Origin of the sequence: Ruegeria profundi (assembly GCF_001507545.1) — a bacterium.
GTDB classification, from domain to species: domain Bacteria; phylum Pseudomonadota; class Alphaproteobacteria; order Rhodobacterales; family Rhodobacteraceae; genus Ruegeria; species Ruegeria profundi.
The window spans coordinates 47,226-70,835 of sequence record NZ_LQBP01000011.1 but is presented as its reverse complement, the minus strand read 5'-3'; the positions used below and the strand labels follow the sequence as shown (position 1 = coordinate 70,835).

Annotated in this window: 19 protein-coding genes; 2 read left to right on the top strand and 17 right to left on the bottom strand. The window is 58.4% G+C overall.

The genetic code is table 11. The features are described 5' to 3' along the window. Positions 1–38 precede the first annotated feature (38 nt). Complete coding sequence (locus tag AVO44_RS18025) at positions 39–1,049, bottom strand: KpsF/GutQ family sugar-phosphate isomerase (protein WP_068340129.1); 1,011 nt, start codon at positions 1,047–1,049, stop codon at positions 39–41. Positions 1,050–1,053: 4 nt separating this feature from the next. After that, entirely contained in the window at positions 1,054–2,478 is a 1,425-nt protein-coding gene (locus AVO44_RS18020; RefSeq protein ID WP_157770028.1) for a capsular polysaccharide export protein, LipB/KpsS family, read from the bottom strand. Between the two features lie 1,333 nt (positions 2,479–3,811). Between AVO44_RS18020 and AVO44_RS18015 the strand changes: the two genes are divergently transcribed. Together AVO44_RS18015 and AVO44_RS18010 are read left to right on the top strand one after the other, a co-directional pair. Continuing rightward, a complete protein-coding gene (locus AVO44_RS18015) occupies positions 3,812–4,855 on the top strand; it encodes a FecR family protein (protein ID WP_233422019.1) in 1,044 nt (347 codons plus the stop codon). A 102-nt stretch (positions 4,856–4,957) separates the two neighbouring features. After that, the gene (locus AVO44_RS18010; RefSeq protein ID WP_068340123.1) at positions 4,958–7,192 is read left to right on the top strand and encodes a CHASE2 domain-containing protein; all 2,235 of its coding nucleotides are present in this window, start codon (positions 4,958–4,960) and stop codon (positions 7,190–7,192) included. 108 nt (positions 7,193–7,300) lie between these two features. Here AVO44_RS18010 and AVO44_RS18005 read toward each other — a convergent pair whose 3' ends face one another. From AVO44_RS18005 to AVO44_RS17935, 15 genes are all read right to left on the bottom strand, one after another. Then, positions 7,301–8,308: a LacI family DNA-binding transcriptional regulator gene (locus AVO44_RS18005; RefSeq protein WP_068340120.1), complete on the bottom strand. Its 1,008-nt coding sequence runs from the start codon at positions 8,306–8,308 to the stop codon at positions 7,301–7,303. A gap of 5 nt (positions 8,309–8,313) precedes the next feature. Beyond that, positions 8,314–9,483 (bottom strand): dihydrodipicolinate synthase family protein, encoded by a 1,170-nt coding sequence (locus tag AVO44_RS18000; RefSeq protein WP_068340117.1) that lies wholly within the window; start codon positions 9,481–9,483, stop codon positions 8,314–8,316. 4 nt (positions 9,484–9,487) lie between these two features. After that, complete coding sequence (locus AVO44_RS17995; RefSeq protein ID WP_068340114.1) at positions 9,488–9,796, bottom strand: Dabb family protein; 309 nt, start codon at positions 9,794–9,796, stop codon at positions 9,488–9,490. Continuing rightward, positions 9,793–11,385, bottom strand: a complete 1,593-nt coding sequence (locus AVO44_RS17990; RefSeq protein ID WP_068340111.1) for a GMC family oxidoreductase — start codon at positions 11,383–11,385, stop codon at positions 9,793–9,795. The genes AVO44_RS17995 and AVO44_RS17990 overlap by 4 nt, the downstream gene beginning before the upstream one ends. Before the next feature lie 22 nt (positions 11,386–11,407). Then, positions 11,408–12,166, bottom strand: a complete 759-nt coding sequence (locus tag AVO44_RS17985) for a 3-ketoacyl-ACP reductase (protein WP_068340107.1) — start codon at positions 12,164–12,166, stop codon at positions 11,408–11,410. After that, on the bottom strand, positions 12,163–13,653 hold the full coding sequence (locus AVO44_RS17980) for a GMC oxidoreductase (protein ID WP_068340104.1): 1,491 nt from the start codon (positions 13,651–13,653) through the stop codon (positions 12,163–12,165). The genes AVO44_RS17985 and AVO44_RS17980 overlap by 4 nt, the downstream gene beginning before the upstream one ends. Further along, positions 13,650–14,762 carry an ABC transporter ATP-binding protein gene (locus AVO44_RS17975; protein ID WP_068340101.1) on the bottom strand — a complete coding sequence of 371 codons (1,113 nt, stop codon included), beginning with the start codon at positions 14,760–14,762 and terminating at the stop codon, positions 13,650–13,652. The genes AVO44_RS17980 and AVO44_RS17975 overlap by 4 nt, the downstream gene beginning before the upstream one ends. Before the next feature lie 6 nt (positions 14,763–14,768). After that, a complete protein-coding gene (locus tag AVO44_RS17970) occupies positions 14,769–15,650 on the bottom strand; it encodes a carbohydrate ABC transporter permease (RefSeq protein ID WP_068340098.1) in 882 nt (293 codons plus the stop codon). Next, entirely contained in the window at positions 15,650–16,543 is an 894-nt protein-coding gene (locus AVO44_RS17965) for a carbohydrate ABC transporter permease (RefSeq protein WP_068340095.1), read from the bottom strand. Before AVO44_RS17965 ends, AVO44_RS17970 begins: the two co-directional genes overlap by 1 nt. Positions 16,544–16,635: 92 nt before the next feature. Beyond that, positions 16,636–17,886 carry an ABC transporter substrate-binding protein gene (locus AVO44_RS17960; RefSeq protein ID WP_068340092.1) on the bottom strand — a complete coding sequence of 417 codons (1,251 nt, stop codon included), beginning with the start codon at positions 17,884–17,886 and terminating at the stop codon, positions 16,636–16,638. 56 nt (positions 17,887–17,942) lie between these two features. Then, positions 17,943–19,466: an aldehyde dehydrogenase family protein gene (locus AVO44_RS17955; protein ID WP_082677538.1), complete on the bottom strand. Its 1,524-nt coding sequence runs from the start codon at positions 19,464–19,466 to the stop codon at positions 17,943–17,945. Positions 19,467–19,470: 4 nt separating this feature from the next. After that, complete coding sequence (locus tag AVO44_RS17950; protein WP_068340089.1) at positions 19,471–20,238, bottom strand: enoyl-CoA hydratase/isomerase family protein; 768 nt, start codon at positions 20,236–20,238, stop codon at positions 19,471–19,473. Further along, positions 20,235–21,806 carry an acyl CoA:acetate/3-ketoacid CoA transferase gene (locus AVO44_RS17945; protein ID WP_068340086.1) on the bottom strand — a complete coding sequence of 524 codons (1,572 nt, stop codon included), beginning with the start codon at positions 21,804–21,806 and terminating at the stop codon, positions 20,235–20,237. Before AVO44_RS17945 ends, AVO44_RS17950 begins: the two co-directional genes overlap by 4 nt. Further along, entirely contained in the window at positions 21,806–22,807 is a 1,002-nt protein-coding gene (locus AVO44_RS17940; RefSeq protein ID WP_068340083.1) for a Gfo/Idh/MocA family protein, read from the bottom strand. Before AVO44_RS17940 ends, AVO44_RS17945 begins: the two co-directional genes overlap by 1 nt. A 98-nt stretch (positions 22,808–22,905) precedes the next feature. After that, a complete protein-coding gene (locus tag AVO44_RS17935) occupies positions 22,906–23,556 on the bottom strand; it encodes a pyridoxamine 5'-phosphate oxidase family protein (protein WP_068340080.1) in 651 nt (216 codons plus the stop codon). Positions 23,557–23,610: the final 54 nt, after the last annotated feature.

Sequence of the window (23,610 nt, the reverse complement as noted above, 5' to 3'; positions counted from 1 at the left end):
AAAGTTAACTTACGGCTCCGGATTAAGGATTGAGACCGTCAGGTCGTAGCCCGTGCGTGCAGGCAGTCGTGGATGTGAAGCAGGCCCATCAGGCGATTGTCCTTATCGGCCACGATGCAGGCCGTGATGCCCTTTTCCGACATCAATTCGGCAGCGTCCGAGACCAGCATCTCTACGTCGATGATCACCGGGTTTTCAGTGGCAATGTCAGCGGCTGTGGTGTCCCACAGGTTTTCGATGTTGCGGCGCATGTCTCCGTCGGTGACGACGCCAAGGATCCTGTTTTCGTTCACAACAATTGCCACGCCCAGCGATTTTTCCGACATGGTCACGACCACTTCGGACATCGCCGTGCCGGGGCCGACCAGCGGCAAGGCGGTGCCGGTGCGCATCAAGTCGCGCACCCGCAGCAGTCGCGCGCCCAGCTTGCCACCCGGATGATAGCGGCGGAAATCTTCGGGCGCGGTTCCCAACAGGGTGCTGACGCCGACGGCCAGGGCATCGCCAATCGCAAGGCTCAGCGTTGTTGAGGTGGTCGGGGCAAGCCCATTGCGACAAACCTCGTCAACGTTGCCGTAGGCAATGGTCACGTCACCGGCATAAGACAGCGTACTGTCGGCGTGTCCAGTGAGGGATATAACAGTGATGCTGTGGGCTTTGCAGTAGTGCAGCAGATCGGATAATTCAGTGGTTTCCCCCGAATTTGACAACACCAGAACAACGCTGCCCTGCTGCACCAGCCCGAGGTCGCCGTGGCTGGCTTCGGCGGCATGCAGAAAGATCGCCGGCTTGCCAAGTGAGCGGAAGGTGGAGGCGATCTTGCGGCCGATATGGCCGGATTTGCCAATCCCGGAAACGACCAGCGGACCGGTCGAGTCGTGAATCCTTTCGATCGCTGCGGCACAGGCTTCGATGGACTCGCACGGAAGATTCAGAATCGCCTCAGCCTCGGCGCGTAGCGCCGAGCGCACGATCCCCGTCAGCGCGCCTGTCCTCTCGGTTTTGTCGTCCGAAAAGAAATCTTTCGATGTTGAAGCCTGGATATTCACCTGCTCACTCCAAATTTCTGACCGCGTGGTGATTTGACTGCGGCGGCAATTTTGCGTTGGCGACGATTCTCAAACCTGCTGAAGGCGCGACTGATCGCGCGTCAGTTGTCGCGGTCTTATGCGAAGCGGCACCATGGATCAGCTTTGCAAACACGCCCTCGCAGGCGGCCTTCATCCCATCGGCCGCATAGAAATCGCCGGGCACAAGTGACATCTTGATCAGCCATGAGATGTAGGATGCGCGTGCCGCAGTGCTGGCGGTATGCCGGGTTGACCAGAAGGTATCAAAATCAGGTGCACCATTAGCGCAGATAGCCAGTCGCGGATTGGCGTAGATCGCCTCTACGATGACCAGAAGCGGTGTACCGTGGTAGATCGCTGACAGGCCCGAGGTGCTGGTGATCGTGATCATCCCAGCCGCATGCCGTGCCAATAGCCCCAGAGACCCGGTCTCGATGACGTCAACCCGATCCCCGATCCCGAGCGCCTCGGCCGTTGCGCGGATCAAGGGGCCGTGGCGGAAGTGCCCCCTCTCAAGCGGGTGGACCTTGAACACCAGCCTCGCTTCGGTATCCGGGTTTCGCGCAAACGACGACAGCGTGGCGGTGATCAGGCGGGTTGTGTCCCACCCCTTTGCCGCGTCCTGCATGTTACTGTCGACCGCGACCTGCAACGGCACAAGGAAATAGCGACCGTCCTTGTGCTCCAGCAATTTCTGAATTGCCGCAAAACAGCGATGCTGCCGGAACACTTTGCGAGTACCGTTCCGCGCCCACAGGAAAATATCCGGCAACACCGAGATTGGGCGATGAAATATATTCTTTTCACGACTGGTCTGAAACACGGTCCGCAACGCATAGTAAAGCGCGCCGTAACCGCACATCGAATGCAACCCGCGATAAGGGACTACGTTGGCAGCCTCCTGTTCGACAGGGTCGTAGTCGTCGGGTGGCAGCAAACCCGCGATCGGCGAGTTCGCATTATTGCCGCCTTCCTCGACCGTTACATATCCTGGCCGTATGTACCCTTCCTCTAGGGATAGAACCCGGATGCCGTGTTGTCGGGCCACTGCCAGAGCAACCTTGTGTACCGGTCGCTCCGATCCGAATAGGATGATGTACCCGATATCGGCCGCAGACAGGTATTCGGTCAACCAGTTGCGCCATTCGTCTAGACTGCCACCGAACGAAAACCGCTTCATACCCCGAGCAAAGAACCGGTCCCCGGCATTGAAACATACACGCCTGACGTCCAGCCCGCGGGTTTCGAGATAGACCTGCAAACGCGAGAAAAATGGGCCGACCGGACCCTGCAACAGAAGGATACCACGTTTTCTCTGAGATAAACCATTGGTTGCAAAAAACGGTTTCCAGAAGGCGCTTTGTTGGCAAATGGCCCGCACGGAATTGTGATAATTCTTGTTTGCCAAATGTTTATCCAAAGATCAATATTGTCGCCTTTAACGAGAGAGGGGTAGTTCTCTGCACTTTCAGCGTGTTCTTCTAGTCTCAATATGAAAACGTGAAAAGGGGATTTCCCGGCTCACAGGATCACGTGTTTGTTATCGATACCAGTTGTCGCGTCCGCACCGTGGATGCCAGGCCTGTATCGCTGTGGAGGTTGGACCTGTATCGCTAGAAGGCCGCCCCAATGTGCTTGTTTGGGCCACTTTCTACTCGTATGCGACCGGGCTTTTACCGCCTTGGGCTAAGCCATGGGCTTCAGGATTGTGGTCTTTTTTCGAGAAATCGATACTAAATACCCGAACTCGACATTCGGTTCATTGCCCGTCAGCGCAAGCGTCTTTTGATGCCAAGATTTCATTTGCTGGTTTGACTCATTTGTCTGGCTTTGGATTGTCGTCGCGCGCCTCGATGAAAACCACGATAGCCGCACACGGGCTCATCAAATCACCCTGTTTAGAGAGACAAACCCAAAGACTAGCCTTTGCTCCTCCACGTTCTTCAAAGGAAGTCCGACGCAGACCTTTGCACCGTCTCACCCGCACCTTAAGTCCGCGCGCGTCAAGCCGACTATTTCGGATCCAAGAATCTTCGGCCGGCCATTGGATAGGGGGACAAGCTCAACCAGTACCACGTTTTCTATACCAGTTATTGAGAGTCGTAAGGCGAACGGCTGATCTGGACCAGATCAGCCAATGCGGCGCTTATACTCAACAGTCAGTCACTGACGAACTGCTGCAAGTAGGCGCGACATTGCAACAGTGAACATCCGGCGCAGCATAGCGGAGTCAGACAAACGCGTGCAGAATTCGTACAACGAAGTAGGAGCAGGCTACCTTTTCTCATATTTTGAAAGCGTTAGCTTCAGTGCGCATGCACCTTGGCAGTGGAGCAGTTTTGACCATTCGTCCACGCCTCCGTTTGCCTGGGTACCCTTGCTCTTCACCCGGATACAACGTGATTTCCTGCGTTGGGTTCAATTTTCTTGTTTCCATTTAACGCGGATCGTCAGGCAGAGCTTTGATTGACGCTCTTCTGATAACTGCTGCTTCTTCACGTAGATAGCTTTCACGCAAAATACCCCGTCATTCCGAATAAACTCGGCCCGTTTGTTAGAAAACCTTGCAAATGACACGATGTTTAGGACATATTTGTATATATTTATTAATTCTGAAGTCAGTATTTAGAATGTTTTGAGGCACAAACCGAGCGGCGGGCGCGATGCGCTCTGTACCTATCTGTGGGGGAAGGACGTGGGGTTTGGCCTGGTTAAAAACTATACTGGTAATATGTTGTATTTTGCTGCTTCCTTCGCCGGTTGCAGCCAATATTGGAAAAGTCATCGGTGTCGAACAAGGCGCGCAGATAACGCGCTCCGGGAAATCGCAGCCGTTGCGTGCAGGCATGACCGTTGCGTCCGGGGATGCCATTTCAACCGATGGCAGCGGTTTGGTTCAACTGGTATTTGATGACGAAACCAAGATTGCGATTGGCCCAAATGCGCGCATGCAACTGGATGTGACAATGCTGCGCGGAAACAGGAAGGCCAAGAACTTTGCAATTCAGGCCCTGGGCGGCAGCTTCCGCTTCATTTCAGGCAAAAGCAAAAAACGGGCCTATTCCATCCAGACACCCACCGCGACCATGGCCGTCAGGGGAACGACATTTGACCTTTGGGTCGTACCAGGCACGCAAAGTGCCATGATGGTTCTTCAGGGCCGTGTCGAGATGTGCGGGCAGAGTGGAAATTGTCAGGAAACAGGGCGGAAATGCAGCCTTCTTGCCACCACGCAAAGCGGGAATATAGGTCGCCCCACCGACGAGGAAAGCTATGAAAAGGCGGTGAAAAATGGCTTTCCATTTGTTCAATCGCAACAACAGTTGCAAGTACCACTGCAAGTAGATGTGTCAGGCTGCGGGCGGGACGCCGTACCTCCACTTCAGCAAAGATCGGAAACGCGTGCTTCTACCCCTGAGCGGGGAGAAGTTAAAAGCGCCGCTGCATCCGCGCCACAAAACGAGGCTCGTGCGTCGTCAGGTAGCACCAGCCCTGGCAGCACCGGCAGCGGCAATGGCGGCAGCGTCGGTGGAAGCACCGGCAGCGGCAACGGCAACGGCGGAAACATTGGCGGAAATGGCAGCAGTGATTCCGGAACAGGTGGCAATGTCGGAACGGGCAGCGGCACTGGGAATGGCCGAGGCGGCTCAATCGGTGGCGGATCAGGCAGCGGAAGTGCTGGCAGTGGCGGCACAATCGGAAGCGGCGGCACAGATGGCTTTGGTGGCGGGGTCGGCAGCGGCGGCGCTGGTGGTAATGGGGGCAATAGCGGCCAGGGGCAGTAAAGCCCCTTGTTCATGCCGCCAGTTCGGACGCTGCCGAGGTTCTTGAAACGCGTACCGTGGGTGATGGCCCGTCCGGGCTAGCCAAGATAATCGGAGGCAAACGTGACCGGAAAGCCCAGGGAACGCGCAGGGCAAAGACGCGCTTTTCAGCTGGTCGGGCTGGGTCTGATCCTGTTCGGATGCTTCATCCGGGTCCTTGATCCTTACCCTGTGCGCATGACACGATTGGTCTACTTCGACATTCTGCAGCGCATTTCACCTCGGGAATACAATCCTGACTTGCCAGTTCGCGTGGTGGATATCGACGAGCAGTCACTTGCGACCTGGGGGCAATGGCCTTGGCCCCGCACTTTGCTGGCGCAGATGGTCCAAAACCTGGGCGAATATGGCGCTGCCGCTATCGCCTTTGACATGCTGTTTATCGAACCAGACAGGTTTTCGCCCGCCCGGCTGCTGAACGATCCGGCGCTGTCAGGTGTTTTAACGGTCGAGCATCACGCAAAGCGTCTGGACTATGATGTGATGTTCGGGATGGAAATCGCGAATTGGCCTGTCGTTCTGGGTGCGGCAGCCCGGCAAACCGCCCATGGCAGGCGCGTCACACCTTTGGCCGGAATTGTAGAAATCGGAGAGGCTCCGACCTCGGGCCTGGTCACTGTCCCTCACTGGACGCCACCCGCCGCGCCTCTGGACCGAACGGCAGCAGGTATCGGAGGGGTCAACGTCTCACCCTTGGGTGGTACGGGCATTGTGCGCCGTGTTCCCGTTTTGTGGGGCGGGCCGGACGGCGCCCTACCGGGTCTGGGCATCGAGGCGTTGCGCGTCGCCATGGGCGAGCCCGTGATCCTCGTCGAGGGCACACCGGACGAGGCCGGCATCATGCTGGCACTCGAGATCGGTCAATTTCGCTTGCCAACGACCGAGAATGGCGAGGTCTGGATAAAATACAGACGTGACAATCAAGACCTGTATCTATCGGCGCATGATGTGATGCAGCCGCAGGACAACGCTGACCTGCGCGCCGAAATTGAAGGGCGGATCATTCTGGTCGGTACATCGGCGGCAGGATTGTTCGACAGGCATCAGACGCCGTTGGGCGAATCCGTTCCAGGTGTATCAATCCACGCGCAGATCTTGGAACAGGTCCTGACCGGTGAAATGCTAAGCCGCTCTGACGTCACTGCGGCTCTTGAAATACTGTCCTTCGTCACTCTGGGCCTTGTGGTAACGGCCGTCATGGCACGGTTCGGCGCAGTGGCATCGTTTGTCGCAGGCGGAGCATCGGCGACGGTCGTGCTTGGTATCAGCTGGCTGGCGTTTCAGAACCAGTTGGTCCTGTTCGATGTAACCTTTCCGCTGCTGGGGGGTATGGCCAATTTCGGACTGCTGGCGGGGTATCTGTTTGTATCAACTGAGCGCGAAAAGCGCGTCATCCGGCAGGTCTTTTCCCACTATGTCGCCCCCGAAATTCTGGATGAGATGGAGGGAAGCGGACATCAACTGCAACTGGGCGGCTCAACGCAGGAGATCACGGTTATGTTCTCGGATATTCGGGGCTTTACCCCCTTGTCAGAATCCGTCTCGGCCACCGATCTTGTGACCTTGCTGAACCAGTTATTCTCTCAGGTTGGCGACCAGATACTGCGGGAGCGTGGCACTATTGACAAGTTCATCGGCGATGCGGTGATGGCATTTTGGAATGCCCCCTTGCCAGTCGAAGACCACCCGCGCCGCGCGGCTGAAGCCGCGCTGTTGATGCGTCAGGCCTTAGTGAATTTCAATGCGTCAGAGGTGATGCAGGGGCGACCACCGATTGCATTGGCAACAGGCTGCGCCACTGGACGGGCCTGCGTCGGCAATATCGGATCGAAACGCCGGTTCAACTACACCGTGATCGGGGATGTGGTGAATGTTGCCGCGCGGATCGAACAAAGCTGCCGGCATGTCGACTATGACATTCTCGTTTCAACTTCGGTGTATGAAAAAATGAGGGACCACATGGCGATGCTTGAAGCCGGGTTTATCGACCTGAAAGGCAGAACCGACCTTGAGCCCGTGTTCGTTCTGGTCGGCAACCAAGAGGTGCTGGAAACCCCCGCCTTCCAAAGATTGGAAACAACCCATCAAAAGCTGATCGAATCCATTCGGGACCGTCACCCGCAGGAACACATCGAAAAGACATGTGAGGATTGCGTCGCGCAGGCGCGGCAGGTTGAGCCGGGACTGATCGGGTTTTACCACGCCCTGTCCGGCAGATTGGCTGATTTTCGGTCAGATTTCCAATCCGGGCAGTTGATCTTTAGCCATCACGAACGTGCAGGCAAACCATCTGCCTAAGACGGCGCCCGGACCCGCTGAGCGGGCAATCGCTATCTTCACTTCCCGACCCTCGGCGCATCGCAATTTATTGCGACCGTTGTCACAAAACCCTTTTGAAATGTGCTTTCACCTTCCCTGCCTTGTTGTCTGACGCTGAATCAGACGAACCGGGGTGCGGGTACTGGGCGGAGGCACCGTTGCGTTCTGCAACCACTCCAAGACCGTGTCGGCAACCTGTTTCCCAAAGGCATCCACGCCGCAATGGACTGTGGACAGGGTTGGCCAACACTCGGCGGCTTCCTGAATGTCGTCGAACCCAATGATCTGAAAATCAGTGCCAATATCCTTGCGGGCTTCGTGACAGGCGTTGATCATGCCAAACGCCACCAGATCGTTGAAGCACAAGGCCGCGTCGCACTCCGAATAGTCGCGGAACAATTGCGCGGCGACACGGTGTCCAAAAGACCGGCTGCTGCGACCGGACAGCACCAAAGGCGAAAGCCCGTGTTCGGACATCACCTCCAAATACCCCGAAACCCGTTCCTGCGTGACTTGTCGCCCATCCAGCCCACCCACAAAAGCGATACGGCGCGCGCCTGACTCGATCAGATAACGCGTGGCGACACGTCCGCCTTCTTGATAATTCGGGGATATGAAGGGAAATCGGGCGGTATCGTCGCTGACCTGACGCAAGACCTGCATGACGGGAATCTGGGCGCGCGCTAAAGCGGTCAGGGTTTCGGATACATCCCCGTAAGCAGGTGAGACAATCAGAGCCGAGACTCCGTGCTCTAACATCGCCGCGACGACCTGATCCTGTATCGCTGCATCCTCGTTGGTATTTGCCACCACCACCGCATAGCCGCGCAAGCCCAGCGCCATTTGCAGCGACGTGGCAAATTCCGTGAAGAACGGGTTGTTCAGGTCATTGATCACCAGCCCGATCAGTGCCGTCCCGGACGCCCGCAGATTGGCGGCTGAGCGATTGTAGACATAACCGATCTCTTTCATCGCCGCATGGACGAGCTTTTTGGTCTCGGGCTTGACCTGCGCGCCGCCCTGCAACACCAGGCTGACCGTCGATTTCGACACACCTGCCTTGTTGGCGACATCTATGATCGTCGGTCTACGCATTCAGGTTATTGGTCTACTCCGTGCAGGGCCAGCAATGTGATCATGCGCTCCTTTGCCAGATCTGGGTCCAAGAGCAAACCCGCTTCATCCGCCAGCCGGAATACCTGCGCATAGTGGCAAATATCGCGGCTGGACTGGAATCCGCCGGGCATCACGAAATGCGATTGTGCGCCGTTCAGCCAAGCCAGAAAGGCTATGCCTGCTTTATAGAACTGCGTCGGTGCCCGGAAAATCTCACGGCTCAAAGGCACCGTAGGCGCAAACAGCGCGTGGTAGCGGTCCATGTCCCCCATCGCCAGGGCTTCAAGTGCCTGGCTTGCGGCTGGGGCGATTGCGGCAAAAATACCCAGCAGCGCGTGCGAAAAATGCGTCCCATCCCCGGCAATCAGATCAGCATAGTTGAAATCGTCGCCGGTATAGAGGCGCACGCCATCTGGCAGGCGTGCGCGAAACGACTCTTCGTGTGCCTGATCAAGCAATGAGATTTTGATGCCATCCACCTTGCCCTGGTTTTCGGCGATAAGGGACAGAACGAAGTCACTGGCCGCAGCAACATCCGTGCTGCCCCAATACCCTTTGAGTGCCGGGTCAAACATGTCACCCAGCCAATGCAGTATGACAGGCTCTGACGCGCCGTCGATCAGCGTGCGGTAGACGTCGTGATAAATGTCCGGCCCAGCGCCGATCGTCGGGAAAGCACGCGACGCCATCAGGATCAGCTGCCCGCCAGCGGCCTCGATCGCTTCGGCCTGATGTTCGTAGGCGGACAGGATTTCGCCCGCCGTGTTCAGCGCGCCAAGCGACACATGGTCGGTCCCTGCCCCGCATGCCACGCGCGGTGAGAGCGGATGCGCCCGGGCGGCAGCCATGGTGCGTTGGATCAGCTCCAGTGCGGTGTCCCAATCCACACCCATGCCGCGCTGCGCGGTGTCCATCGCCTCGGCCAGGCCCAGCCCCTGATCCCAAAGCCCCTGCCGAAAGCTGAGCGTCGTGTCCCAATCCACCGCCGGACGGTCTGTCCAGGGGTTGCGCTCAGCCAGCGGGTCTGAGACGACATGCGCCGCAGCAAACGCGGTACGTGTCAATGGCACCTGCGGTGCACGGGGCACCAAGGGGGTTCCGGTCAACGCATAAGGTTGCAGCACGCCTTCAGGGGTTGGCAGTATCAGTGTCATCGCCTCAGACCTCCAGATCCAAAACCAGTATGCCGTCGATCCCGCCTATCGCATTCTCGACCAACTGCGCGCCCAGCGCCTTGTGGGTTTTGTTGTTTTGATAGGCTTCCAGCGCCGCCCAATCGTCGAAATCGATCACGAAGCCATGCATATAGCCGCGCTCAATCTGTTCAGGGCTTTGACTGCGGCCGCCAGTGAACCCGCTGGCACCCGGCAGTGTTTCTGCCACATCAGCGAGTCCGGCATAGATGGCCGCAACCGTTTCCTCGGTCACGTCGGGGCGAAACTTGGTCAGCACGATATGGCGGATCATTGTGTAAATCCCTGATCTTGTTTGATCATGTCCGCTGCTTTCTCTGCGATCATGATGGTCGGAGCGTTGGTGTTCGATGAATTGACAGTGGGCATGATCGAGGCATCCGCGACACGCAGCCCGTCAATCCCGTTGAACCGAAGACGTGGGTCAAGTACGGCCTCTTGGTCGCTGCCCATACGGCACGTACCTGCGCAATGGTGCGAAGTTTTGGAATGCACACAGATGAAGTCGAAGTAATCCTGATCGGTCCGCACATCCGGCCCCGGCAGACGTTCGGCCAAAACATACGGTTTCAGCGCATCCTGCGCGAGGATGTTTTGCACCAGTTTCAAACCCCGGATCGACATCTCACGGTCATAGGGATCGGCCAGATAGTTCGGGTCGATCAACGGCATCGCCGCCGGGTCCGCGCTTTGCAGTCGAACCGAGCCGCGGGACCGGGGCCGCAGGAAGCATGCGTTCAGGGTCACGCCGCCATTGGGCATAGCTTCGACCCCGGCCTCAATCCCGGTGCCCAGCCCTAGATGCATCTGAATATCAGGCGACCGCGCGTCAGGATCGGCATACCAGAACCCTCCGGTTTCAAACAGGCTCGACGCCACCGGCCCTTTGCGCGTGAGAAGGTATTGCAGCCCGGCGAATGCCGAAAGATGCAACTTGGCGAACCGGTCATAAGTATGCGGTCCCGTCACCTCGCAAATCGCGTAGAGATCAAGGTGATCCTGCAGGTTTTCCCCCACATTCGGCTGATCATAAACCGGTCTGATCCCCAGACTTTCCAGGTGATCTGCCGGACCAATCCCCGACAGTTGCAACAGACGTGGTGAGCCGATTGCACCCGAAGACAGAATAACCTCTTGCGCGGCGGTGATTGTCTCACCATCCATCATTTCTACCCCGGTCGCCCGGCCGCGGTCGATCATGATGCGCCGAACCTGCGCGCCAGTGCGGACGGTCAGGTTCGTCCGGCCCCGGTTCGGCGCCAGAAACGCCATCGCGGCCGAGGACCGGCGCGCGTTGCGTTGGGTCAGTTGGTAATACCCCGCCCCGTCCTGTTTCGCCCCATTCACATCGCGGGTTTCAGGGATACCAACCTGCCCGGCGGCCTTGATATAGGCATCGCAGATCGGCAAAGGCGCGGCAGGCCTCGACACGCCCAACGGACCACCTTTGCCGTGGAACTCATTGTCGTAGGTGTCGTTGTCCTCGGACTTCTTGAAATAGGGCAGCACATCATCAAAGCCCCAGCCTTCACACCCCATCTGACGCCAGTCGTCATAGTCCTGTGCTGCACCGCGCGTGTAAATCTGCGCATTGATGGCCGAGCCACCTCCGATCACTTTGGCCTGCGTATAGTTGAAAACCTTATCCTGCATGTGCCTCTGCGGCACCGTCGACCAGCCCCAGCTGCCAATGCCTTTGGTCATCTTGGCAAACCCGGCGGGTAGGTGAAAAAACGGATGCCGGTCGTTTGAGCCAGCCTCTAACAGCAGAACCCTGGCCGAGGGTTCTTCGGACAGGCGCGAGGCAATGACCGACCCGGCCGAGCCGCCGCCGATCACGATGAAATCATATCCGTCAGACATGTTGATTTGTCCTCAGAGTTTCTCAGAGACGCGTGATCGATAGGCCACCATCCACAGGGATTGCAGCACCGGTGGCGAACTGCATCTGGCCTTCGACAATGGGCATAATGACCGACCCGATATCTTGGGGCTCACCCCATCGTGCGGCGGGTACAAGGCCACCTTCGATCCGGTCGGTGTATTTGTCGCGCACACCTGCCGTCATCTCGGTTGCGATGATGCCGGGGCGCAGTTCGAACACACCTATCCCGTGCGGCGCCATACGCACGGCAAAGAGTTGCGCCATCATGGCCGCGGCCGCCTTTGAAACGCAGTATTCAGCCCGTTCGATAGACACCATAGTGGCGCTGACCGAGGTGACGAATGTGATCGAGCGATAAAGGTCCTGAGGTTGCGCCAGCATACGCCGCGCAACGTCCTGCGCCAGAAAGAAGGCTCCGCGCAGGTTGATGTTCTGAACGAAATCCCAGTTCTCGGGCTTCAGCTCCAGCATGTCGCCGCGCACCGGAGCGCCGACGCCGGCATTGTTGACAAAAGCGGTGATCGGACCCAAGTCAGCCTCAACCTGATCCAGCATGGCGGGTACGTGGTCAATATCCGATACATCATGCTGCACATAGATCGCGTTTGGTCCAAGCTCGGCCAAAGCCTGTTGCACTGCTAGTTTGTCAGGGGCCGAGCGCGACGCCAGCGCCACCTTGTATCCCCCCGCGATCAACGCGCGCGAAATGCCAAGGCCAATGCCTTGCTGCCCACCTGTGACCAACGCAATCCCGGTCATGCTGCAAACTCCGTCTCAATGATGTGGCGGCCTGCGCGCAGGGCCAGCGCCGCGATGGTCAGGGCCGGGTTCACCGCAGCCGAGGTCGGCAGGACCGACGCGTCAACGATGAACAAATTTCGGAAATCGTGGCTGCGGCAGAAGGGATCGACAACGCTGTTGTCAGGGTTGCTTCCCATCCTCGCGGTCCCGCATTGGTGGGATGGTGTTCGGCGGTCGAATGCCCGCGACAGAACAATTGGAAAACCCGACCGGCGCAGGTGCGTTTTCAGCCGCTCCACCAGAGCTTCATGCGCCGCCCAATTCGAACGTTTCCAATCCAGCCGGATCTGGTTACCTTCGACAGTCACACGGCTATCGGGGTTCGGAAGGTCCTCTGACATGGCGTAGAAATCATAGCTACGGCCTGCAATCAGCGCGGCGATAGGGCCGGGCAACCCGGTCTGAGAGGCAAGGATCGGGCCTGTGATCTTGCCCAGCATCTGAACATTGCCCAGTGGCGGCCCGCCGTTGCCGTCACTGTTGTAATAATCGTTGAACATCAGCGTCTTCTGATAGATCGACCGATTGCGGCGCAAAGGGTGCAGGGCCAGCACGGCCGAGCTGTTGTGGTTCATGAAGTTGCGCCCAACCTGATCGGACCGGTTCGCCAGCCCCCTAGGATAGGCGTCATTCGCAGATTGCAGCAGCAAGGCCGCCGATTGAACAGCACCAGCAGCGAGCACCACCAGCGGTGCCTTCAACGTGCCGTGCCCGTCGACCTTGATCCCCGTGATCTTGCCAGTCGCATCCGCGATCAATTCCCGTACCGTCGCCCCCGTCAAAAGCGAGACATTTTTGTGCACAAGCGCCTTTGCCAAGGCAGAGGTTTCCGCATCCATCTTGCCACCGCAGGTGTTGGGAAATGCATCCCAGGTCGTTTGACCTGCCGCCAGCCATCTGTCGATATCCACCCCAAGCGGCACCGAAGACGGTGTCAGACCTGCACGGCCGAGCCGCGTTCGCAAATCCGCGATGTCCGGCTCATCCGCCACGGGCAGGTGCGGATAGTTTGCGCTGTGGGGCGGCTCGGTCGGGTCCTCATTCACGACGCCATGCACGTCATAAAGCTGCTCGGCTGCGGTATAGTCGCGCTCTAGTTCCTCATAAGAGATCGGCCAGCCGGGGGAACTGCCGCCCAGATGCGCGCGCGGCTGGAAATCCTCACGTCGATACCGGATCAGCGCCGCACCGTAGAATTTGGAGTTCCCGCCCACACAATAATAGTTACCGGGGTTAAAAGGCTGGCCTTTGCCGTCCAGCCACGTTTCGTCTGGCCGAAAGCACCCGTCGCCAAAGATCGCCTTCGGATCCCGATCCTGTGGCGAGGGGGTCAGGCGCTCCCCTCGCTCAACGATCAGAATACGGCGTCCGGACGGGGCCAGCGCTGCGGCCAGAGTCGCCCCGCCAATGCCAGAGCCGATGATTATGACGTCTGCACGCGTCACGGTGTGATCCGCATCTCGCTTTCGGGGTCAAAGGCCACGGCCTTTTCCATGTTCACCGCGAACATGAAATCCTGCCCCGGCGCGACCTCGGCGTCCGAACGCATTCGGGCAATCACATCCTGTCCTCCGAGGATCATGGAAACAAATGTGTCCGAGCCGGCGGGTTCAGTCACCACGATGCGGTTGGTCATCTGCGCGATGTTTGAAGACTTCCGATCCGCACCATCCATGTCGGTGATGGTTTCCGGCCGGATTCCCAACAGGATGTCGCGCCCGTCCCAAGCAGACAGGTTGTCCTGACTAAAGGGAAGCTGCGCCATCGACCCGTCATGCAAGGCGACCTCAGCATGAGGGCGGCCATTCAGGACGGTAACCTTTGCGGGCACCACGTTCATCGCGGGTGATCCCATGAACGTCGCAACGAAGATATTCGCAGGCGTGTCATAGATTTCCTGCGGCGTACCAAGCTGCTGCACATAGCCGCCATTCATGACTGCAATGCGGCTGGAGAGCGTCATCGCCTCAATCTGGTCGTGGGTGACGTAGACGATGGTGGTGCCGAGGTTTTGATGCAGCTTCTTGATCTCGGTCCGCATGTCCACGCGCAGCTTGGCATCTAGGTTGGACAGAGGCTCATCAAACAGGAACACATCAGGGTTTCGCACCAGCGCCCGCCCCATCGCCACTCGCTGGCGCTGCCCCCCCGAAAGCTGGCCGGGTTTGCGATCCAGCAGTTGTTCGATCTGCAACAGCTTGGCGACCTCATTCATGGCCTTTTCACGCTCGGGCTTTGGTACACCGTGCATCTCAAGCCCAAAGGTGATGTTCTGCCCCACGGTCATATTGGGGTAGAGCGCATAGCTTTGGAAAACCATGGCGATGTTCCGGTTTGACGGGTGAACCCCGTTCATCACCTGATCCTTGATGCGGATTTCCCCGCTGGTAATCTCCTCCAGCCCCGCGATCATGTTCAGCAAGGTGGACTTGCCACAGCCCGACGGGCCAACAAGCACAAGGAATTCACCCTCTTGCACGGATATATCGACCTTGTGCAGAACTTCGACAGCCCCGTAGGATTTGGTCGCGTTGTCTATGTCCAGAAAACCCATCAGGTCTTATCCTTTCACGGAACCCGCCATCAGGCCGCGGACGAAGTATCGACCGGCCACGATGTAGACGAGCAGAGTTGGCATGGCGGCCAGAATGGCGCCTGCGAAGTGAACGTTGTATTCCTTAACCCCGGTGGATGATTGCACCAGGTTGTTCAGCGCCACCGTCATTGGCTGGCTATTCGCATCGGCAAAAGACGCGCCAAACAAGAAGTCATTCCAGATATTGGTGAACTGCCAGATGATCGACACCACGGCGATTGGCCCTGAACTGGGCAGCAGGATACGCCAGAAAATCTGGAAGAACCCGGCCCCATCAATTTGCGCCGCCCGGATCAGTTCGGTCGGGAACACGGCGTAGTAGTTGCGGAAATAAAGCGTCGTAAAGCCGATCCCATAGACCACGTGAACAAGCGCCAGACCCCAGGTTGTGCCCGCCAGGCCGATGATACCCAGCATCCGCGCCATCGGGATCAGGACGATCTGGAACGGGATAAAACAGGCAAACAGCATAAGCCCGAACAGGATGGTGTCGTATTTGAACCGCCACTTGGTCAGCACATAGCCGTTCAGTGCGCCGAGAATCGTCGAGACGATCACCGCCGGAACGACCATCTTGATGGAATTCCAGAAATAGGGCTTCAGACCCGTCGGATCGACACCGATCTGGGCCGATGACCATGCCTTCAGCCACGGCTCAATCGTAAAGACCTGCGGCAGGTTCATCATGCCTCCGCCGGTGATCTCTTCCAGCGGTTTGACCGAGTTCACCAGCATCACGTAAAGCGGCAGCAGGTAGAACAGACCGAACAACAGCAGCACCAGATAGATCAGCGTCCGCGTGACACGCCCGGTGCGAATTGCGGTATCCTGAGTTGCCTGGGACATCAGCGTTTCTCCCGCAGTTCGGCGTAGAGATAGGGGATCATGATCGCTGCGATGGTCATCAGCATGATCGTGGCCGAGGCTGCACCAATCCCCATCTGGTTCCGCGTGAAGGTGTAGGAGTACATGAAGGTCGCAGGCAATTCGGTTGCACGGCCCGGACCACCGCCGGTCAGCGCGATCACAAGGTCGAAAGTCTTGATCGCAAGGTGGCTTAGGATCACGAAGGCCGACAGGAAGGCAGGGCGCAATTGAGGGATGATGATCCGGCGATAGAGGTTCCAGTTAGACGCACCATCCATCTGCGCCGCGCGCAGGATTTCGTTGTCGATCCCGCGCAACCCAGCCAGGAACATGGCCATGACAAACCCGCTGGTTTGCCAGACCGCCGCCAGAACGACCGTGTAAATCGCGAAATTGCGGTCTTTGATCCAGTCGAACTCAAAGCTTTCCCAACCCCAGGTCTGCATCACGTTTTCCAACCCGATGCCGGGATCAAGAAACCATTTCCACGCGGTGCCGGTCACAATGAAGCTTAGCGCCATTGGGTACAGGTAGATCGGGCGCAGCAGCCCCTCACCACGGATTTTCTGATCGAGAAAGATCGCCAACCCAAGCCCGATACACGTGCAGATCACGATGTATAGGCTTGCGAAGATGCCCATGTTGATCAGCGAGGTTTCCCAATGACTGAGCCGCCATAGCTTGTCATAGTTTTCCCAACCGACCCATCCAAAGGTCGGCAGGATGCGGCTGTCGGTGAAGGAAAGGTAGACCGAGAACAGAATAAACCCGTAAACGAACACCGTCATCATCGCGATGGATGGGGACAGGACCAGTTTGGGAATCCAGTTCTGAAGGCGAGTCTTGAAATCCGCGTCGGCTGAAACAGCCATGGCGCGCCCTCCTGCAAGTAGTGTTTTAAGGCGTTGAGCGCCCTCTTGGGACAGGGCGGCCCGAAAGCCGCCCCATCGGGAGGATCACCTGGTCACTTGGCGATGGACACCGCGTCGACCAGTTCGGTCACGGCAGTTTCACTGTCATACTCGCCGTTGAAATGCGCCGTGACGACGTCATAGACCGCATTCTTGACCGAGGCTGGCGCCGCGTGGCCATGGGCCATGGACCCGAACAGGTTGCCCGAAGCCGCAGCCGCCGCCAGATCTTTCATGCCTTGCTTGCCGCAATCATCGAAGTCAGCGTCGCTGACGTCGGTGCGTGCCGGGACCGAGCCCTTGACCACGTTGAACGCGGACTGGAACGAAGGCGATAGGATCGCACTGGCCAGCGCCGCCTGTTCTTCGGACACCGAACCGCCCTGATCGAACATCATGAACTGGTCGGCATTGAACGTCACCTGTTCCGCCGTACCCGGGAAACGGAAGCACAGGAAGTCCTGACCCGGAACCTTGCCCGCGTTCAGAAACTCACCCTTTGCCCAATCGCCCATCATCTGGAAACCGGCCTCGCCATTGATCACCATCGCGGTGGCAAGGTTCCAGTCGCGGCCCGAGAAATTCTCGTCAACATTGTCGCGGATAAAGGCCATGCGGTCGAAGGCTTCTTTCATGGCCTCGCCGCCCAGAACTTCTTCGTCCAGATCAATGAACGCGGCCTTGTAGCCGTCGGGCCCCAACGTGGACATAACCACCGCGTCAAATATCGTGGCATCCTGCCAGGCCTGACCGCCATGCGCGATCGGAGTAACTCCGGCACCTTTCAACGTCTCGACAGCGGCGACAAACTCATCCCACGAGGTTGGCGGGGCAATTCCGTTTGCGTCCAGCACCGCCTTGTTGGCCCAGACCCAATTGGTCGAATGCACGTTAACGGGTGCGGAGACCCACTTCCCATCATGCTTGGCAAAAGCCTTTAGCGCATCCGGAACAACCTCGTCCCAGCCTTCTTGGGCAGCAACATCGTTCAAGTCAGCCAACGCACCCTGCGCGGCCCAGTCCTGAATGTCGAAACCAAGCGCCTGCACGGCAGTCGGCGCGTTGCCGGCGGTAACGCGCGCGCGCAGAACGGTCATTGCCTGCTCGCCACCGCCACCGGCAACCGGCATGTCTGTCCAGCCGATGCCCTGGCCGGACAGGTCATCTTTCAGAACGTTCAGTGCCGCGGCCTCGCCGCCCGAGGTCCACCAGTGCAGAACCTCGACCTCTTCCGCGTGTACGAGGCTGGATGTACATAGCAGCCCGGCCACAATAACCGATTTTGTTTTCAGCAGTTTGCGCATTTTAATTTCCTCCCTAAATGCGATTTTCTTGTTTTTTGTCTGTCGGCGTTTTTTTATCAGTCCTTAGGCACCCATGGGGAACGGGTGTTCCCGATACGCATGACCACCGATTTCACTTCCAAAAACTCCTCGAATCCATAGCGCCCGATTTCCCTTCCCTGTCCGGATTGTTTGAACCCTCCAAAGGCCACTTCTGGGAAGCCGTCCATCCAGGTGTTGGTCCAAACCGTTCCCGTTTCTGCACGCCGTGCGAATTCAAGGCATGTGTGGACATCCGTACTCCAGACACCCGCCGACAAACCGTAGTCGCTATCATTGGTCAGGGCGACAGCCTCGTCCAGTGTTTTGAACGTCATGACTGACAAAACCGGGCCAAAAACCTCGTCCCTTGCAATGGGCATGTCCGGATCAACATCAGTGATCACGGTAGGTTGGTAGAACTGATCGCCCAGCCCTTCGACCGTCAACCGATCTCCGCCCAGCGCGACGGTCGCGCCCGAGGCCCGGGCCTGTTTAACATAGGTATCAATCTTAGCGTTGTGCTCGGCCGTGACGATGGCGCCCACCTGCGTGGACGGGTCCAGCGGATCACCGAATTTTACTTTGCGGGACAGGGCGATAACGCGGTCGCAAAACTCTTGGGCAATATCCTCATGCACGATGATCCGGCTGCTGGAATTACAGCACTGGCCCACATTGAAATAGACGCCAAACACAACGGCATCCGCCGCCGCATCCAGATCGGCGTCAGGAAAGATCACCTGCGGGTTCTTACCGCCAAGCTCCAGCGCGACTTTCTTCAGTGTGCCTGATGCAGCCGCGCTGATCGTCTTGCCCACGGCCGTCGACCCCGTGAAGCTGACCATATCCACGGCCTTGTGGCTGGACATCACGGCACCCACCGGAACGCCGTAACCCAGCACGATATTGCACACACCTGCGGGCAGGCCCGCCTCGACCAGCAGCTCACCCAACATCAGCGTGGTCGAGGGCGTCATTTCCGACGGTTTGACGACCACCGTACAGCCCGCAGCCAAGGCAAAAGGCAGTTTCTGGCTGAGAATCCAGAACGGGAAATTCCACGGCGTGATGATCGAAACCACACCAATGGGTTCTTTCAGCACAACGCCCATCATATCCGCGCCCAGTGTATTGTGGCTGTCGCCATGGGTGCTGCGAGCAAGCGAAGCCGCATAGCGCCACAAATCCGCGGCACCGCCAACCTCACCTTTGGACTGGCTGATCGGCTTGCCGCTTTCCAGCGTTTCGATCAGGGCGATGCGATCGACATTCTGCTCAATCAAGTCCGCCACTTTCAGCAACACGGTCGCGCGCTCCTTGCCTGATGCACGGCTCCAGACACCGCTGTCGAATGCGGTGCGGGCGGCGGCAATCGCGGCTTCAGCCTCGGCCTCTTGCCCCAGAGCAGAGCGGCTGACGATATGCCCATGAGAGGGCGAGCGACGTTCGAACGTCTCTCCCGAAGCGCTATCCATCCATGCGCCATTGATCAGGTGCCGACCTTCGAACAGCGCGGGCAGTTCAAACGGGATGGCGGGGTTTATGGTCATGTCATTCATGTGGTCAAAGGCCAGAAAACAAGGGGTTTCGTTTTTCCATGAAGGCTGCAACGCCTTCGTCCCGATCCGCTGAGGCCGCTGCCGCCGCACTGCCCAGCGCTTCGACAATCGCGTGGGCATCTTCACCCACGGCTGCATGGATCATGTTCTTGGATATCTCGGTCGCGCGTGGGGATAGGGACTGCAATTCGGCAGCGATCTCAAGCGCACGGGCCAGAACGTCGTCTGCCACCTCAGCGGCATAGCCCAGCGCAACGGCTCGGTCCGCACCGATGCGGCGACCGAACAACGCCATCTCTTTCACCGCGCCTTCTGCGATCAGCCGGGTCAGACGCTGCGTGCCCGACCACCCCGGCACGATGCCAATTCGCGCTTCGGGCAGGGCCAGCGTCGCGCGCGGGGCCATCACACGCAGATCGCAGCAGCTGGCCAATTCCAGCCCTCCACCAAATGCGTGACCGTTCATGGCAGCAATGGTGGGTTTGCCCAAACGAGCCAACCGGTCGAAAATGCGATGCCCATCGCGCACCCAATGGCGTGCGAATTCGGCAGGGCTAAGATTACCCCACGCGCCAATATCTGCCCCGCAGCAAAAGACCTTTTCCCCTGCCCCGGTCACGATTATCGCGCGGATTTCCGGTCTGCGCTCGACCTCCTGCACTCTTGCCTCCAGCGCGTCGAGCATGTCGGTGGTCAGTGCGTTCAGCTTAGCCTCATTTTCCAAGGTCAGAACCGCCACCGCACCCTCGATATGAAAGCCGATCCCGGTCATGGCTGCAGCCCCATTGGCCCGGCGCTGAACAATGATTTTGAGATCAGGCTTGCATTCTCGGCGATTTTGACGCGCCCGCCAGACGCGGCCACGATATCGCGTTGTGCATCGATGCCGGGCATGATCTCAGTGGCGACCAGACCTTCGTCCATCAGCCGGATCACGCAGCGTTCGGTTACGTAGATCACGTCCTGCCCAGTTTCACGCGCACGACGTCCCGAGAAGGTGACATGCTCAACCTGATCCACCATCTTGGTGAATTTTCCGGGGGCGTTAACGCGAATCCCGTCATCCGTCAGCTCAATCTTGGCCCCGGCTTCGAACCAGCCAGAGAACACGATCTTTTTGGCCCGCGCGGTGATATCGACAAAGCCGCCGCAACCTGCCGTCAGATAGGGTTTCTTACCCAGCTTTGAGACGTTCACATTGCCTTCGACATCCACTTCGAGGAACGAAAGGAACGACATGTCGAATCCGCCCCCCTGAAAATAGATAAATTGCTGGGGTGACGGCACGTAGGCATGCGCGTTCGAGGCACAGCCAAAGGCAAACCCCGTCAGCGGAACACCACCCACGGCACCTTGTTCGATAGCCCATGTGACGGCGTTGGGATGCCCTTCCTCAAGCAGAATACGCGGGACCATGGCACTGATGCCAAAGCCCAGATTGGCGCTCATACCTGCGCGCAGTTCCATCGCGGCCCGGCGGGCGATGACCTTTTCAACACCATGCTCGGCCAGCGCGAAGCTTTCCCACGGGCGCATGATCTGGCCGGAAATCGCCGGGTCATAGAGCGTCTCAGTCGTTTGTTTCTGATCAGGATCTTCAACCACCAGATCGATCAGATGGCCGGGCACCCGCACATCATGCGGACGCAGGCTGCCTTCGGCAGTGACACGTTGAACTTGCGCGATCACCAGCCCACCGTGATTGCGCACGCAGATCGCTTGTTCCAGCCCGCCCAGATAGGCACCTTCGTGCTCATAGGTCAGGTTGCCGAACTCGTCCGCCGTGGTGGCCCGCAAAATGCAGACATTCGGAACGATATTCGGGAAATGCAGCCAGGTTTGGCCTGCAAACTCAGCCCGCGCGACAATAGGGTCCGCCGCCCCACGGGCGTTCATGGCGCAGCCTTCGCGCACCGGGTCGACAAAAGTATCCAGCCCAACTTGCGTCAACACGCCCGGTCGATGTGCGGCGGCCTCACGATGCATGTCAAACATGATGCCTGATGGGACGTTATAGGCGGCGACCCGATCTTCAACGATCATCTTCCAGATTTCGGGCATCTCAAGGCTGGACGGACCCGAGGGGTAGGACCCGGCCAAGACCCGAGCCAACAGCCCATCTTGCGCCAGATACTCCATCCCCTTCACGCCGTACATGTCCCCGGCGGCGATGGGGTGCAGAGTGGTGATGTTGCGCGGATGCCCTTCGGCCTTGTACCGCTCACTCAACGCGCGCAGCACCAGATCAGGGCAGCCCAGCGCCGATGAAGAAGACACTGTCACAACGGCTTCGTCAGGAATGCGCGAGACCGCCGCAGCGGCTGAAACCAGTTTGGTCATTAGAAACCACCGTAGTTGATGTTGACGCGCTGACCCGTGGCCGCAGCTTCACGCACGCTCAGGGCAACAGACAGAGATTTCACACCGTCCGGCCCATCTGCGGCCGGTCGCCCCTGTCCCGACGCAGCAGCGACAAAGTCCGAAACCCCCTGAACGTACAAATCTTGGTCCGAGAACGGGACATCTTCTGACCCGGCCTCTGTCACAAGGGCAATTTCGCCAACCGGGCGCTGCGTCATGACGCCTTTTGCAAAAATCGACCCTTCGGTTCCGTGCACTTCCAGCCCTGATCCGGCAAAGGGATGAGTAAAGCTTTCATGGGTCATGACCATCGCGCCCGAGGGCATGGTCCAGACCGACATGCAGGAATCTTCAACCCCCTGCCCCATACCCGAACTGGTCATCTGGGCGACCACCGATGCAGGATCTTCTTGCAGCAGGAACCGCGTGACATCGGCGTCATGTACAACGATATCCGGAATCACTCCGCCACCGGCATCGGCAGAATTGATCCGCCAGCCCTGCAAGTTATCCGGCAGATGCACCGCATGATGAATACGCAGCGACAGAACCTTGCCGATCCGGCCAGACGCGATCAACTCGCGCACGGCGCGATGACTGCCGGAGCAACGCAAATGATGATTGGTGCCAAAGGTCACGCCCGTATCCTGCGCGGCACGCACCATTTCAACTGCCTCGTCCTGTGTCATACCCAAAGGCTTTTCACACAAGACGTGTTTACCAGCCGCAATGGCCGCCATCGCCTGCGCGTGGTGCTTTTCATTCGTCGAAGAGATGTAGACAGCGCCCACGGAAGCATCGGTCAGAGCTTGCTGCAAGTCCGTTGTGGCGTTTGGAATGTCGTGTTCAGCGGCCCAGGTTTGAACCCGGTCGGGTGAATTGCTGACAATCCAAGTCACGCTGTGACCGGGCTGTCGACGCACTGCATTCAGCATGTGCTGCGCCGCGATTGTGCTTGCCCCAACAAATGCCCAGTGCATTAATCCCCTCCCCGATTCTGGAACGTTCCAAACGTTTAGTGGAACGTTCCAAATAGGGCAAGAGGAAGTTTGAAAGAGTGTTGGCTCAGCCCCCGACCCTACAGCCGAAAGGATCGGACATGGTCAGGCATCGGCACATCCTTGATGTTTCGCGGGTCAGGGATCGGCTTGCCGACCGATGTATGAACAGGGATGACACCGGCCCAGATGGGCAGGTCATAATCCTCTTCTTCGTCGACGGGGCCACCTGTCCGCATTTTGGCGCTGCCTTCTGAGATTTCCATGCCCAGCACCATGGTCGCCTTCAGGTCCTGCGCGTGATCAGGCCGCAACCCTTCATAGCGCCCCGGAAAAAGGCCGTTGACGAAACGACCCAGCTTATCCAGCTTTTCCGCCGGGTCTTCGACCTTGCTTGCGGTGCCGAACAGCGTGACCGAGCGCGAGTTGACCGAATGATGCATGCCGGAACGGGCCAGGACAAATCCGTCAAGGATAGCGACCGACAGACAAACCTGTGCGTCACGGGAATTGCGTAAGGCGCGGCTGGCCGAGGAGCCATGCCAATAGACATGGTTTCCCTCGCGCCATTGCAGCGTTGGCGTCACAAAAGGCTTGCCATCAATGATGTATCCCACGCTGCACATAGGCTGGGCATCCAGAATACTGTTGATCGTCGCGCGGTCAAAATGCCCCCGCTCATGCAAGCGGCGCAGGCGGCTTCGGTCTGTGACTGGCAATGTCTCGGTCATCTTCGGGACTCGTGATTGTTCTTGCTACCGCTGTCATGCCCGGATATTGGATAT